General features: G+C 69.8%; 14 protein-coding genes. 3 read left to right on the forward strand and 11 right to left on the reverse strand.

Annotated elements, in window-relative coordinates; all coding sequences use genetic code 11:
• Positions 1-220: 220 nt before the first annotated feature.
• The 6 genes from ACZ6N8_RS02190 to ACZ6N8_RS02215 all read right to left on the reverse strand — a co-directional run bounded on the left by ACZ6N8_RS02190 (position 221) and on the right by ACZ6N8_RS02215 (position 7,013).
• On the reverse strand, positions 221-1,402 hold the full coding sequence (locus ACZ6N8_RS02190) for a saccharopine dehydrogenase family protein (protein WP_466006957.1): 1,182 nt from the start codon (positions 1,400-1,402) through the stop codon (positions 221-223).
• Positions 1,402-2,823, reverse strand: coding sequence for an NAD(P)/FAD-dependent oxidoreductase (locus ACZ6N8_RS02195; RefSeq protein ID WP_466006958.1), 1,422 nt, complete (start codon positions 2,821-2,823; stop codon positions 1,402-1,404). The genes ACZ6N8_RS02190 and ACZ6N8_RS02195 overlap by 1 nt, the downstream gene beginning before the upstream one ends.
• Positions 2,820-3,653 carry an ABC transporter permease gene (locus ACZ6N8_RS02200; protein WP_364367801.1) on the reverse strand — a complete coding sequence of 278 codons (834 nt, stop codon included), beginning with the start codon at positions 3,651-3,653 and terminating at the stop codon, positions 2,820-2,822. Before ACZ6N8_RS02200 ends, ACZ6N8_RS02195 begins: the two co-directional genes overlap by 4 nt.
• A gap of 114 nt (positions 3,654-3,767) precedes the next feature.
• Positions 3,768-4,676: an ABC transporter permease gene (locus tag ACZ6N8_RS02205; protein WP_466006959.1), complete on the reverse strand. Its 909-nt coding sequence runs from the start codon at positions 4,674-4,676 to the stop codon at positions 3,768-3,770.
• Positions 4,673-5,824: an ABC transporter ATP-binding protein gene (locus ACZ6N8_RS02210; RefSeq protein WP_466006960.1), complete on the reverse strand. Its 1,152-nt coding sequence runs from the start codon at positions 5,822-5,824 to the stop codon at positions 4,673-4,675. Before ACZ6N8_RS02210 ends, ACZ6N8_RS02205 begins: the two co-directional genes overlap by 4 nt.
• A 4-nt stretch (positions 5,825-5,828) precedes the next feature.
• A complete protein-coding gene (locus tag ACZ6N8_RS02215) occupies positions 5,829-7,013 on the reverse strand; it encodes a polyamine ABC transporter substrate-binding protein (protein ID WP_400307135.1) in 1,185 nt (394 codons plus the stop codon).
• Positions 7,014-7,173: 160 nt separating this feature from the next.
• On the opposite strand from ACZ6N8_RS02215, the gene ACZ6N8_RS02220 reads away from it, so the two are divergent.
• On the forward strand, positions 7,174-7,686 hold the full coding sequence (locus ACZ6N8_RS02220) for an Lrp/AsnC family transcriptional regulator (protein ID WP_203177830.1): 513 nt from the start codon (positions 7,174-7,176) through the stop codon (positions 7,684-7,686).
• A gap of 364 nt (positions 7,687-8,050) precedes the next feature.
• On the forward strand, positions 8,051-9,397 hold the full coding sequence (locus ACZ6N8_RS02225; RefSeq protein ID WP_466006961.1) for an aspartate aminotransferase family protein: 1,347 nt from the start codon (positions 8,051-8,053) through the stop codon (positions 9,395-9,397).
• A 19-nt stretch (positions 9,398-9,416) separates the two neighbouring features.
• Here ACZ6N8_RS02225 and ACZ6N8_RS02230 read toward each other — a convergent pair whose 3' ends face one another.
• A complete protein-coding gene (locus ACZ6N8_RS02230; protein WP_387111965.1) occupies positions 9,417-9,782 on the reverse strand; it encodes a DUF3499 domain-containing protein in 366 nt (121 codons plus the stop codon).
• 153 nt (positions 9,783-9,935) lie between these two features.
• Between ACZ6N8_RS02230 and ACZ6N8_RS02235 the strand changes: the two genes are divergently transcribed.
• Complete coding sequence (locus ACZ6N8_RS02235; RefSeq protein ID WP_074316962.1) at positions 9,936-10,385, forward strand: metallopeptidase family protein; 450 nt, start codon at positions 9,936-9,938, stop codon at positions 10,383-10,385.
• A gap of 35 nt (positions 10,386-10,420) precedes the next feature.
• Here the strand turns inward: ACZ6N8_RS02235 and ACZ6N8_RS02240 are convergent, their stop codons facing one another.
• The 4 genes from ACZ6N8_RS02240 to ACZ6N8_RS02255 form a co-directional block, all read right to left on the reverse strand.
• Positions 10,421-10,678, reverse strand: coding sequence for a WhiB family transcriptional regulator (locus ACZ6N8_RS02240; RefSeq protein WP_007455784.1), 258 nt, complete (start codon positions 10,676-10,678; stop codon positions 10,421-10,423).
• Between the two features lie 469 nt (positions 10,679-11,147).
• A complete protein-coding gene (locus ACZ6N8_RS02245) occupies positions 11,148-11,477 on the reverse strand; it encodes a phospholipase (RefSeq protein WP_466006962.1) in 330 nt (109 codons plus the stop codon).
• Positions 11,478-11,497: 20 nt separating this feature from the next.
• Positions 11,498-12,892 (reverse strand): DUF4331 domain-containing protein, encoded by a 1,395-nt coding sequence (locus tag ACZ6N8_RS02250; RefSeq protein ID WP_466006963.1) that lies wholly within the window; start codon positions 12,890-12,892, stop codon positions 11,498-11,500.
• Between the two features lie 50 nt (positions 12,893-12,942).
• Positions 12,943-13,221, reverse strand: a complete 279-nt coding sequence (locus tag ACZ6N8_RS02255) for a hypothetical protein (RefSeq protein ID WP_466006964.1) — start codon at positions 13,219-13,221, stop codon at positions 12,943-12,945.
• Positions 13,222-13,297: the final 76 nt, after the last annotated feature.

The raw sequence follows: 13,297 nt of genomic DNA on the forward strand, positions 1-13,297 counted from the left end.
CACGCCTGTCACAGGCGTCGTTCGCTCCGCGGGGGTGATCGCTGGGCGATGTCGTGGACGACGATGCGACACCCTGCGGTGGCCTGTCGGGTTGGTCTGGCACGGCCGATCGTGCGGCTGCCCTGCGGACAAAAGCGCATTTCCTCGCGTATCGACCCGCGTTGCGACAGTCCGGCGACGACGGCTGGGGTCCTGTCGGGATGCCGTCAGACGGCGGGGTTCAGCGCTCCTCCATGCCCCATGGCGACCCGTAGTCGGTCAGCAGGTCGAGGAAGGGGATCGGGGGTAGCGCCTCGGGTCCGAGCACCCCGACACCGGCCCACGCCCCGGTGGCGAGCAGTTCCAGCGCGACGACCGGGTTGACGGCAGTCTGCCAGACCACCGCCTGGTGGCCGTACTCCCGCATCGACCATTCGTTGTCGACGACGTGGTAAAGGTAGACCTCCCGGGGCTGCCCGTCGGGGCCGAGGCCACGTACCCAGGTGCCGGCGCAGGTCTTGCCGCGCATCCGCGCGCCGAGGGTGGCCGGGTCGGGCAGGCTGGCGGCCACCACGTCGCGCGGGGACACGTCGACGCCGCGTACCCGCACCGGGGACACCGCGTCCAGGCCGAGCTTGTGCAGCGTCTTGAGCACCCCGATGAACTCGTCGCCGAGGCCGTACTTGAAGGTGACCCGCCGGGCCTTGACCCAGCGCGGAATGAGCAGCACCTCCTCGTGCTCCACGTTGACGCACTCGACAGGCCCGATGCCCTCCGGGAAGTGGAAGATCTCCGGCTCGGAGAACGGTTCGGTCGTGTACCAGCCCCGGTCGGCCTCCCAGATGACAGGCGGGTTGAGGCACTCCTCGATTGTGGTCCAGATGGAGAACGAGGGCGCGAAGTCGTACCCGTCGACTGTGAGGTTCGCCCCGTCCCGGACGCCGATCTCGTCGATCTGGCTGAAGAGTTCGTCGGCGGCGTAGCGGGCGAACACGTCGGACAGGCCGGGTTCGACGCCGATGCCGCACAGCGCCAGCCGGCCGGCGGCCGCCCAGGCTTCGGCCTGCGCGAACTGGTCGTCGCCGAGCTTCACGCCGGTGTCGGCGTGCGACAGCGACATCGCCATGTCCAGGTAGTCAGCGCCGGCCGCGAACGCGCCCTCGAAGATGGGCAGGACGAAGCGCGGGTCGACGGCGTTCAGCACGTGGGTGATCCGGTGCTCCCGGCACAGCGCGGCGACCGCGTCGGCATCGGAGGCGTCCACGCGGGCGGCGACGAACCGGTCGCCGTGCCCGGCGACCGCGCGGTCGGCGCGGGAGGGGTCGTGGTCGGCGACGACCATGGTCTCGAAGAAGGTCCGTCGGGCGGCGATGGCTACGGCGGCGGAGCCGACGCCACCGGCGCCGACGAGCAGGACACGCATCAGGAATCAAACCCCAAACCGAGACGATCGAGAGTACGGAGCCAGAGGTCGCGCCGGCCCTCGCGCGCGTCGGCGCGGGCCAGTGACCAGCGGGTGAGGTTGATGCCGATCGCACGCACGGGTTCCGGCGGGAACGGCAGGGGCTTGCGGCGGACCAGGTCGAGCCGGGTCAGCGGGGTGTTCCCGCCGTCGAGCAGGTCGAGCAGCACCCGGGCGCCGAAGCGGGTGGCCCCGACACCGAGGCCTGTGTAGCCGGCCGCGTACGCGAGCCGACCGTCGTACGCGGTGCCGAAGAACGGGCAGAACCGGGCGCAGGTGTCGATGACGCCGCCCCAGCGGTGACTGAAGCGCACGTCGTCGAGCTGCGGAAACGTGGTGAAGAAGTGCTGGGCGAGGGTGGTGAAGGTGGCCGGGTTCTGTTCCAGTTCGGGGGCGACCCGGTTGCCGTAGTGGTAGACGGCGTCGTAGCCGCCGAAGAGGATCCGCCCGTCGGCGGTGATCCGGTAGTAGTGGAACTGGTTGCCTGTGTCGGCCAGCCCCTGCCTGTTGTGCCAGCCGATCGCGTCCCGCTGGGCGGGGGTGAGTGGTTCGGTCATCAGCACGTGGTCGTAGACCGGCACGACGTACGCCCGCAGGCGGCGCAGCAGTGGCGGGAACGCGTTGGTGGCCAGCACGACCCGCCGAGCCCGCACCGAGCCGGGAGCGGCGTCCGGCCCGCCGGCGGTCGCCGCGTGCAGTGCCGCGCCGTCGGCACGCAGGCCGGTGACCCGGGTGTGTTCGTGCACGCGTACGCCCAGGTCGAGGCAGGCGCGGCGGAGGCCCCATGCCAGCTTCGCCGGGTCCACCATGGCGACCCGGTCAGCGTCGATCATCCCACCCAGGTACGTCGGCGAGTTGACCTCGGCGCGTACCTCGTCGCGGTCCAGAAGCCGCACCCGGTGGCCGTACCTGCGGGCCAACTCCGCGTCGGCGGCCAACCCGTCGAGCTGGTACGGCTCGACGGCGACGGCCAGCTCACCGGTGCGTTCGAAGTCGCAGTCGATGCCGAACTCGTCGACGGTGGCGGCGATGGCGTCGAGGTTGGCGCGGCCGAGGCGTTCCAGTTCGCCGACCTCGTCGGGGAACCGGTCGACGCCGTTGGCCAGCCCGTGGGTGAGCGAGGCGGCGCAGAACCCGCCGTTGCGTCCGGACGCCGCCCACCCGCAGGTGCCGGCGTCGACGAGCAGCACGTCACGGTCGGGGTCGGCCTGCTTGGCCAGCAGCGCGGCCCAGAGTCCGCCGTACCCGCCGCCGATCACCAGCAGGTCGGCGTCCCGCGGGCCGGTGAGCGGCGGCAGCGGGTCGGGGCGTTCCGGTCGGTCGAGCCAGTACGGCAGGGGCACCGCGTCGGCGAGCGCCCGGCCGACCTGCGGGACTGTCATGACGGCCGGCGAACCGAGGCCGTACCGGCCAGCAGGTTGGCGCGGCGTTCCCGCCTGCCGCGCAGCGAGCTGAGCCCGACAAGCAGCAGGGCGATCGCGAACATGGCAGTGCCGATGACGTTGACCTGCGGCGGGATGCCCCGCTGGGCGGCGCCCCAGACGTACATCGGGAACGTGACTGTGGTGCCGGCGTTGAAGTTCGTGATGATGAAGTCGTCGAAGCTCAGCGAGAACGCCAGCAGCGCCGCGGCCACGATGCCGGGCAGCACCAGCGGCAGGGTGATCCGCCTGAAGGTTTGCCACTCGTTGGCGTAGAGGTCCATGGCGGCCTCCTCCAGCCGCCGGTCCATCCCGGCGAGCCGCGCCTTCACGGTGACCACCACGAACGACACGCAGAACATCACGTGCGCGATCACGATCGTCCAGAAGCCCTGCGGCACCCCTGCGGACACGAACAGGGCCAGCAGCGACGTGCCCATCACCAGTTCGGGGGTGGCCATCGGCAGGAAGATCAGCACGTTGACCCCGGACCGGCCCCGGAAGCGGTGCCGGACCAGCGCGAACGCCATGAGGGTGCCGAGCACCGTGGCCACGACTGTGGCGATGAAGCCGATCTGCACGCTGCGGACCACCGCGTCGCACATGTCCGACGTGGCACACGGCTGACGCCAGTTGTCCAGTGTGAACTCGTTGAAGTCGTACGACAGCCGGCTCGACGGCCTGTTGAACGACAGCCCGGCCACCACCAGGATCGGCAGCGCCAGGTAGCCGAGCACCAGCAGCGCCACGATCATCACCCAGCGGTCCGCCAACCACCGCGAGAGCCTCATCGGAGCCGCCTTCCGTTCGCGACTGCGGGGCTCCGCTGCGCTGCACTCCTCGCGCTCACCAGAGCCGCCTTCCGTTCGCGACTGCGGGGCTCCGCTGCGCTGCACTCCTCGCGCTCACAGGACCTCCTCCGTGCCGGCCCTGCGCAGGTAGCCGAAGACCACCGCGAGGATCGCCGCCATCAGCAGGAACGACAGTGCGGCGCCCTGCGGATAGTCCAGCCGGACCAGGAAAGCCGAGTCGATGACGTTCCCGATCATGTACTCGTTAGGGGTGCCGAGGAGTTCGGCGTTGATGTAGTCACCGCTGGCGGGGATGAAGAAGAGCAGCGTGCCGGCGACCAGGCCGGGCATGGACAGCGGCAGCGTCACCCGCCGGAACGCCTGCGCCGGGCTCGCGTACAGGTCGGTGGCCGCCTCCAGCAGCCGGGGGTCCAGCCGCTCCAGGCTCGCGTACAGCGGCAGCACCAGGAACGGCAGGAAGTTGTACGTCAGGCCCAGCACCACCGCGAACGGGGTGGCCAGCAGCCGGCCGTCCGGCGCGAGCAGGTGCACGTCCCGCAGCAGGCCGACGAGCGCGCCGTTGTCCGACAGGATCGTCTTCCAGGCCAGCGTGCGGACCAGGAAACTGGTGAACATCGGCGCCACCACGCACACCAGCAGCAGGTTCTTCCACCGGCCGGCCTTCTGCGCGATGGCGTACGCCAACGGGTAGCCCAGCAGCAGCGCCAACACCAGGGCCAGGCCGGCGTAACCGAACGAGCGCAGGAACTGCGGCCAGTACGCCTGGAGCACGTCCGGGTAGTTGCCGAACGCCCAGGTCAGCGCGTACCCGGTGGAGAGCGAGCCGCTGGGGTCGTACAGGCTCGCCGCGGCGAGCTGCACCAGCGGCACACCGAAGAAGATGAGCAGCCAGGCCGCGCCGGGCAACAGCAGGAGGTACGGCAGGAGCCGGCGCCGCCCGGACCGGGCTGCCGGTGGCACGCTCGGCGGCTGCCCCGATCGGGTGGGGGCCAGGAGGGTCACGACGACGCGCCCACCGGCTCGTCGAGCACCGGCGACGTCCGGTCGATGTCGTCGGCGCCCCGGGGCAGCAGGAACGCGTGCCGCGGATCCCAGTACGCCACAGCCTCGCTGCCGACCGGCACCTGCGCCAGCGCGCCGCTGTTCGCGGCGAAGACCGACAGCTCGGTCCCCCAGCCGGTACGCAGCAGGTACTGCGTGCTGACCCCCACGTAGGAGGCGTCGGTGACGACACCTGTGACGTGCTGATGTCCTTGGGGCACCTGGTCGGCGGAGCCGACCAGATGCAGCTTCTCCGGGCGTACCCCCAGGTGGACCGGACCCCGCTCGGCGCGCGACCGGCCGGCGGGCACCGAGAAGCGCGCGCCGTGCGCCGTCACCGCGACGTCGCCGCCGGTGGTGCCGGCGGCCTCGGCGGCGAGCAGGTTCGACTGGCCCAGGAAGTTCGCCACGAACGCGGTGGCGGGGAACTCGTAGAGGTCGGCAGGTGCGCCGAGCTGCTCGATCCGGCCGGCGTTCATCACCGCGACGGTGTCGGCCATCGTCATGGCCTCCTCCTGGTCGTGGGTGACGTGCACGAAGGTGATGCCGACCTCGGTCTGGATGCGCTTCAGCTCGATCTGCATCTGCCGGCGCAGCTTCAGGTCGAGCGCGCCCAACGGCTCGTCGAGCAGCAGCACCTGCGGCCTGTTGATCAGCGCGCGGGCCAGCGCAACGCGTTGCTGCTGGCCGCCGGAGAGCTGGGCCGGCCGGCGGCTGCCGTAGCCGTCGAGCTGCACAAGCGACAGCATCCGGGTGACCTCGTCGTCGACCGAGCGGATGCCGCGTCGGCGCAGCCCGAAGGCGACGTTCTCGAAGATGCTGAGGTGCGGGAAGAGCGCGTAGCTCTGAAAGACGGTGTTGACCGGCCGCTTGTACGGTCGCAGCCGGGCGATGTCGGTGTCGCCGAGCAGCACCTGGCCGCTTGTCGGCTCCTCCAGGCCGGCGATCATCCGCAGCGTGGTGGTCTTGCCGCAGCCGGACGCGCCGAGCAGCGCGAAGAACGAACCCTGCGCGATGGTCAGGCTGAGGTCGTCGACGGCGGTGAAGATGCCGAACCGTTTGGTGAGGCCGGCCAGGCGCAGATCGCCTGCGGGTGTCTCGCGCGCCATCCCGTCACGCCCCGATGACCTGCTGGAACTTACCCTCGTACTCCCGTTCCTGCTTCTCGTCCAGGGCCATGAACACTTTGGACTTCGACAGCAGCGCCTCGTCGGGGAAGATCAGCGGGTTGGCCGCCAGCTCCGGGTCGATCTTCTCCATCTCGGCCTGGGCGCCCTTGACCGGGCAGATGTAGTTGACGTACGCGGCGAGCTTCGCGGCGACCGCCGGCTCGTAGTAGTAGTTGATGAGCGCCTCGGCGTTGCCCTTGTGGGTGGCCTTGTTGGGCACCATCATGTTGTCGCTGTACAGCATCACGCCGGAGTCGGGCGCGACGAACCGCACCTTCTCGTTCTCACTGGAGAGCTGGATGACGTCTCCGGACCAGCCGATACACGCGGCGATGTCACCCTTGGCCAGATCGGGTGCGTAGTCGTTGCCGGTGAACTTGCGGATCTGCCCGGAGTCGACGGCCTTCTTGAGCTTGTTGAGGGCGTCGTCGAACTGGGCCGCCGTGAAGTTGGCCGGGTCGTGGCCGTTGGACCCGAGGAGCAGGCCCATGGTGTCGCGCATCTCGCTGAGCGCCGTCACCTTGCCCTTGAGGTCGGGGCGGGTGAGCAGCTCGTCGACGGTACGAAGCTCCTTGGTGACACTCCCGTTGAACGCCAGGCCGGCGAGGCCCGACTGCCACGGGATGGAGATCCGGTTCTCGGCGTCGAAGGAGCGGTTGAGCAGTGACGGAAGCAGATTGGCCTGCACGTTCGGAATCTTCGCCGGGTCGAGCTTCTGGATCCAGCCGAGCCGGATCATCCGCGCCGCCATCCAGTCGGTGAGCACGATGATGTCCCGGTCGGTGCTCTGGCAGGCGGCGAGCTGGTTCTGCACCTTGCCGAAGAACTCGTTGTTGTCGTTGATGTCCTCGGTGTACGTGACCTGGATGCCGGTCTTCGTGATGAACTCGTCCAGGCTGGGCCGCTTGGATTCGTCCTTCTCGTCCACGTCCATGTACTGCGGCCAGTTGGAGAAGGCGAGCTTCTTCTCGGTGCCGGACAGGTCCTCGCTGACACAGCCGGCCTCGGTCTGCTGGGCGCCCTTGGTGCCGCAGCCGGCGAGACTACCGCCCGCGGCCAACAGGGCGGCCGAACCGAGAGTGCCGGTGAGCAGTCCACGCCGGGAGAGGGGCCGGAGGGGAGTACGCATGACGACTCCTAGGGGTCGGTGCCGTGGACGACTGATCCTGACATGAGGTGACCTCCCTTACAAGGGATTCCGTTGCGGGATTAGCGATGCACGACGAAATACGCCAGACTACGCGGGGATACACGCGCGACATCACGATCCGGGACATGGGGAGCGCACGATGACAAACCGGCAGCACGAGAACGGCAACGGCGGCCGACGTGTCGCTGTCCGTGAAGGTGCCAATCACGCTCTGCTGGACGACGTGGCCAAGCAGATCATCGAACAGCTCCAGGAGGACGGCCGCCGCCCGTACGCGACCATCGGCAAGGCCGTCGGGCTCTCCGAGGCGGCGGTCCGCCAGCGGGTGCAGCGACTGCTCGACTCCGGCGTGATGCAGATCGTCGCGGTGACCGATCCGCTCCAGCTCGGCTTCCCCCGGCAGGCGATGATCGGGCTGCGTACCGACGGCGACCTGGAGGCGGTGGCCGACCGGCTCGCCGAGCTGGACGAGGTCGACTACGTGGTCATCACCGCCGGGTCGTTCGACCTGCTCACCGAGGTGGTCTGCCGCAACGACGACCACCTGCTGGAGATCCTGCAACGCCTACGCGCGGTGCCCGGCGTGCTCTCCACCGAGGCGTTCGTGTATCTCAAGCTGCGCAAGCAGACCTACACCTGGGGTACGGCCTGACGCGTTCTTGCGCCGGCGCTCGCGTGCTTGTCGGCGCTCGGGTGCCTGTCGGCGCTCGGGTGCCTGTCGGCGCTCGCCGGTGCGTTCCGGAGTGGGTCAACTTCCGAGGCGTGGGCGAACGCAGGCGCGGTGTCAGGCGCGTGTCCCATATCTGGGGCAGCTCGGCAGCCTCCCACCCCCTACCGGCAGGCCGCGCGGACGATGCGGAATCCGTTGCCGAGATCGCCACCGCGCGCTGAATCCGTCGCGGTCAGTCCGTCACACCACTGATAACACTTGCCTCAAGGACCCTGGCTGTGCGATAACCGTTGGCAGAGCGGCCGGCTTCACCCCTTGGACCGGCCCGACGACCGATGGGGCTGACATGGCCAACGCCACCGACCACCTCTGGATGCACTTCACCCGGATGGCGAGCTACTCCGCCGGCGAGGTGCCGACAATCGTGCGCGGCGAGGGCGCGTACGTGCGGGACGCGCAGGGTCGCCGCTACCTGGACGGGCTCGCCGGGCTCTTCGTCGTCAACGCAGGCCACGGGCGCACCGAGCTGGCCGAGGCCGCCGCCAAGCAGGCCGGCGAGCTGGCGTACTTCCCGCTCTGGTCGTACGCGCACCCCAAGGCCGTCGAGCTGGCCGAGAAGATCTCCACACTCACCCCCGGTGACCTCAACCGGGTCTTCTTCACCACCGGAGGATCCGAGGCGGTGGAGGCGGCGTGGAAGCTCGCCCGCGCCTACTTCAAGCGCACCGGCAAGCCCAACAAGTACAAGGTGATCAGCCGGTACATCGCGTACCACGGGACCTCGATGGGCGCCCTGTCGATCACCGGCCTGCCCGGCATCAAGAGCGACTTCGAGCCGCTGGTGCCGGGCGCGATCAAGGTTCCGAACACCAACTTCTACCGGGCACCCGAGCACGGCGACGACGCCGAGGCGTTCGGCCGCTGGGCCGCCGACGAGATCGGCCGGGCCATCGAGCGGGAGGGGCCGGACACCGTCGCCGCCGTCTTCCTGGAACCCGTACAGAACTCCGGCGGCTGCTTCCCGCCCCCGCCCGGCTACTTCCAGCGGGTCCGGGAGATCTGCGACGCGTACGACGTGCTGCTCGTCTCCGACGAGGTGATCTGCTCCTGGGGGCGGCTCGGCGAGTACTTCGGCGCGGTGCGCTACGGCTTCCAGCCGGACATCATCACCACGGCCAAGGGCATCACCTCGGGGTACGCCCCGCTCGGCGCGATGATCGCCAGCGACCGGCTGATGGAGCCGTTCCTCACCGAGACCGGCATGTTCGCCCACGGGGTGACCTTCGGCGGCCACCCGGTCTCCTGCGCGGTGGCCCTGGCCAACCTGGAGGTGTTCGCCCGCGAGGACCTCATCGGGCACGTACGCGCCAACGAGGACGCCTTCCGGTCCACCCTGGAGAAGCTGCACGACCTGCCGATCGTCGGCGACGTCCGGGGCGACGGCTACTTCTACGGCATCGAGCTGGTCAAGGACAAGACCACCCGGGAGACCTTCGACGAGGCCGAGTCGGAACGACTGCTGCGCGGCTTCCTCTCCACCGCGCTGTTCCAGGCCGGGCTCTACTGTCGGGCCGACGACCGGGGCGACCCCGTCGTCCAGCTCGCCCCGCCGCTGATCGCCGAGCAGCAGCACTTCGACGAGATCGAACAGATCCTGCGGACGGTCCTCACCGAGGCCTGGGCGCGGCTCTGAGACGGCCCGGCCGCCGGGATCAGTGGTTCGGAGGGATCACGCGCAGGTGGCCTCGGCGGCCGGTCTGGTGGGGGTTGTCATGGTGCTGGTCGGGCTCCGGCGGGCGGGGGGCCGGGCGGGCGGCCTCACGGACCGCCTCGGCGAGCGCCACCAGATCGTCGGTGGTGGGGGGCGGCGGCTCGAACTCGCCCTCGTGCCGGACCACGTCCCAGCCCCGGGGGGCGGTGAGGCTGCGGGCGTGCGGCTCACACAGGTCGTACGTGTGCGGCTCGGCGAAGGCCGCCAGCGGGCCCACCACAGCCGTCGACTCGTTGTAGACATAGGTCAATGTGGCGACCGCTTGCCGGGGGCAGCCGTTACGGGAGCAGCGCCGTGGTGACCTCACGGCGGCAGGGTATCTCCATTACCGGGTCCGGCGCATCGCTTCGCGTTGCGACACGCCCGTCGTGGTGATCACAGTTCGCCCGTCCGGTACGCGCCGCGCCGCGCGTGCGGCGCTGCCGCTGGCCAGCCCGGCGTGGGGGCTACCCTTTGCCTCATGACGAGTCCGGAACACCGCCGCCCCGGTTCCGGCCGGCGCGCGCACCGCGACCGGCACGGGCGCGGCCTGCGCGGGCGGCTGGTGCCGGCGACGGTGCCGCTGGCCCGCACCAAGGCGGAGGTCTTCGACGACCTGGTCCTGGACACCGTCGAGACGCTGGAACGCCGGTTCGCCAAGGAGTTGGCCGGAGTCGAGTTCGCCGTCGAGGACGTTCCCCCGGACCTGAACGTCTACGACTCCGACGTGTTGGAGGACGGCGAGGTCCCGTTGGCCCGGCTGCTCCCCGGCCGCCCGGGCCGGCAGGAGGTGCCGCCGCGGATCGTGCTGTACCGGCGGCCTCTGGAGTTCCGGGCGATGGACCGTGAGGACCTCGCCGATCTCGTCCACGATGTGATCATCGAACAGGTGGCGAACCTGCTCGGGGTCGACCCCGACGAGCTGGCCTGAGCCGGGCGGCCCCCACCGCCCCGACCCCGTACCGCTCAGGCGGCCCGCCGCTTCAACTTGCGCCGCTCCCGCTCCGAGAGCCCACCCCAGATGCCGAACCGCTCGTCGTGCCCGAGAGCGTATTCGAGGCATTCGGTCTTGACCTCGCAGCGCGAACAGATTCGCTTCGCCTCGCGGGTCGAGCCGCCCTTCTCGGGAAAGAACGCCTCGGGGTCGGTCTGCGAGCACAGCGCCCGCTCCTGCCACTCCGGCGCGTTTCCGAGCAGGTCGGCCACCTCAAGCTGGCCGTCCATCAAATGCCTCCTTGTCGCGCACCGGCGTCATCGCCGCTGCAACCCCCCACGCGAAAGGCGTGCTTGTCCGTCCGGTCCCGTTTTGTTGCGTTCCGTGCGAACAACCCCATTCAAATTACACGCGTGTAATGCGTGCGCCGTCAAGCCAAACTTGATAATGGAGTCGCCCTCCCGACACCCCCGGTCGACCCCTCAGGTCGTCCAGCCTCGCAACCTGCCCTATCGATTCAGACCCCGGCCGAGTAACGCCCTCTCCGGCGAGTTGCCCGACTTTTCTGCCGTGGCGCGCCTCCGACGAGTCGCCGCCATGACGGCGCCAGACACATCGGACGACCCCCTCCCGTCAAGCTGATCTTGGTGGGGGACAGGTTAACGCGGCGCGGCGCAGACCGCCCGTCGAGTGAGGGACAGCATTCACGCCCCGTCCACGATGTGGACGGGGCGCGCCTGCCGAAACGGTGCGGTGAGGTCAGCCCGCAGCCCCGAAACCGCTGGTGGGCCATACGAACTCGGCTATCGCTCCACCATGGACAGAAACTGTGCCGGCGGACGTACCCTCGTCCCACCAGACGGTATAAATGCCGGCCGGCAGATCCGGGTAGACCGCGCTGTGGAACGACCCGTCCCGCACCCGGCGTTCGCGGACCGCCGAGTGGACGCGCCGGTCGTCGCCCCGGCTGATCTCGATCTCCCGGCCGTGCAGATCGGGACCCGTGTAGAGGATCAGCGCGCCGGTCTCGCCGCCCAGTTCGAGAACGACGGTCCCGGTCTCCGACGGCCCGTACGTGTGCTCGTGCATCCGCCGCTCCCCCACCCCGGTCAGGACGACGCCGGCGGGTTGTTGAACCCGTCGTACGGCGTACCCAGGTAGGGGAAGTTCCCGAGGAACGGCGCGGTCACGTCGGCGGCGCTCAACCCGGGGGTGACCGCGCCGGCCGCCGCATCCGGACGGAACGACCTGTCCACCAGCGGGACGGTCACCCCGGCGATCGCCCGCAGGGCGATGCTCACCACGTCGTCGCCGACCCGCCTCCCGTTGGGAAAGCCGGCCAGATCACCGCCGAGCACCCCGAACCGGTCCGGCTTACGGGTCGGCGGGATCGCGGTGTTCAGCCGCAGCATGTCGGCCTGCACGTCGCCCGTGGCGTTGGTGAAGCCGTCGATCAGCCCGGCGGGTACGCCGGTGAGCAGGATCGCCACCAGGTCGGCCCGGGCCTTCTTGGACTTGGTGAGCCGGTCCAGGCTGGGAAAGACGTCCGGGTAGAGCGCCGGCAGCAGCGCGGCCAGTTCCGGCTGCTCGACGAACTTTGCGAACCGCTTGTCCTCCGACGGTGACAGCGAGTTCCACAGGTCCTTCTTGGACATCGGCACGATGACCTCGTTGAACAGCGGATTGCCCAGCCGGGAGACCTGTTTGAACGGGCCGGTGGCGGTGTCCGCCCCACCCTGGTCGCCGAGCACCCGGACCTGCCGGCGCGACGCCGACGTCCACACGCCGATCACCGACGCCTGGTCACCCGCGCCGTACCTGTTGGCGCGCCGCCGCACCCGGTTCAGCGGCACCTGCACGGCGAGGCTGTGCACGTTCATCCGGTCGGTGGCGTTCACCGGTTCACCCTCGGCCTTGAAGATCTTTTTGCCGGCCACGTGCAACTGCTGGAACGGCCGCAGCGTGCCGAGGTCGAAGATCGCCCCGAGGTCCACGAAGAACCCGTCGGCGCGCTGCCCGGCGAAGACCCGCTCCCCCGTGGAGAGCGAGTAGGTGGCCTGCCGGACCAGGTTTGCGTACTTCGGGGTGGACAGCGGGCCGACGTTGCACGGCGGGCACTGCAGCTTGTGCGCCAGCCGGTGCTCCCGGCCGTCGGCCACCCGGGTCAGGCTGTAGAACTGCCGCCGGTTCCAGGTCTCGCTGTCAAGCGAGTCGATCGGGCCGGTGTTGTAGAGAAAGCTGTTCGGATTGGTGATCTGGGTGGTGAATTCGAACCGGTAGGTGACATCCGGACGGCCGTCACCGTCGTTGTCGATATGGATCTCGTAGCGCACGTCGTCACCGAACTCGAAGAAGTTCGGCCCCCCGGAGGGGAGTTGCAACGGCACGTAGTTGGCGATCAGCGTGACCGTGTCGGGCCTGTCGGGGCTCACGAACGCGTACAGGTCGGAGCTGTCGGCGACCGGGTCCTTGGCTATCTCCGGTGCCTCGCGGTGGGAAGACATGGCGGACCAACCTCACTGGGCGGGGGCGGATGGCGGGGTGGTGCGTCGGGTCAACGCCGGGCGGCGCGCCGCAGCCGGTCCGCCAGGCCACGGTCACGGACCTCGATCCGGGACTCGCCGACGAAGACGTCCATCGTTCCGGAGGCGGGGTCCCGCAGGTGCACGACGATCGGCTCGTCGGCACGGGCGGCCGCGCCAGGGGCGTTCTGGGCGGCGGACAGACCCGGCACGGTGAGCGCGGCGGCGCCGAGGGTGGCGCTGGCCGCGGCGGTCAACGTCTGCCTGCGGGTCAGTCGCGGCCACTGCCGCTTCCGCTGATCACTGGTCATGGGCAACCTTTCCGGCTGCGGCGCGAACGCGCCCGCGGTGACGGACGGGTCCGGTGCCGTCTACCGACGCCGCCGG

Source organism: Micromonospora sp. NPDC047521 (genome assembly GCF_055587305.1).

Excerpts from the sequence above, each read along its gene's own strand:
- ACZ6N8_RS02190 (WP_466006957.1), bottom strand. The coding sequence starts at position 1,402 with ATGCGTGTCCTGCTCGTCGGCGCCGGTGGCGTCGGCTCCGCCGCCGTA.
- ACZ6N8_RS02195 (WP_466006958.1), bottom strand. The coding sequence starts at position 2,823 with ATGACAGTCCCGCAGGTCGGCCGGGCGCTCGCCGACGCGGTGCCCCTG.
- ACZ6N8_RS02200 (WP_364367801.1), bottom strand. The coding sequence starts at position 3,653 with ATGAGGCTCTCGCGGTGGTTGGCGGACCGCTGGGTGATGATCGTGGCG.
- ACZ6N8_RS02210 (WP_466006960.1), bottom strand. The coding sequence starts at position 5,824 with ATGGCGCGCGAGACACCCGCAGGCGATCTGCGCCTGGCCGGCCTCACC.
- ACZ6N8_RS02215 (WP_400307135.1), bottom strand. The coding sequence starts at position 7,013 with ATGCGTACTCCCCTCCGGCCCCTCTCCCGGCGTGGACTGCTCACCGGC.
- ACZ6N8_RS02220 (WP_203177830.1), top strand. The coding sequence starts at position 7,174 with ATGACAAACCGGCAGCACGAGAACGGCAACGGCGGCCGACGTGTCGCT.
- ACZ6N8_RS02225 (WP_466006961.1), top strand. The coding sequence starts at position 8,051 with ATGGCCAACGCCACCGACCACCTCTGGATGCACTTCACCCGGATGGCG.
- ACZ6N8_RS02235 (WP_074316962.1), top strand. The coding sequence starts at position 9,936 with ATGACGAGTCCGGAACACCGCCGCCCCGGTTCCGGCCGGCGCGCGCAC.
- ACZ6N8_RS02240 (WP_007455784.1), bottom strand. The coding sequence starts at position 10,678 with ATGGACGGCCAGCTTGAGGTGGCCGACCTGCTCGGAAACGCGCCGGAG.
- ACZ6N8_RS02245 (WP_466006962.1), bottom strand. The coding sequence starts at position 11,477 with ATGCACGAGCACACGTACGGGCCGTCGGAGACCGGGACCGTCGTTCTC.
- ACZ6N8_RS02250 (WP_466006963.1), bottom strand. The coding sequence starts at position 12,892 with ATGTCTTCCCACCGCGAGGCACCGGAGATAGCCAAGGACCCGGTCGCC.
- ACZ6N8_RS02255 (WP_466006964.1), bottom strand. The coding sequence starts at position 13,221 with ATGACCAGTGATCAGCGGAAGCGGCAGTGGCCGCGACTGACCCGCAGG.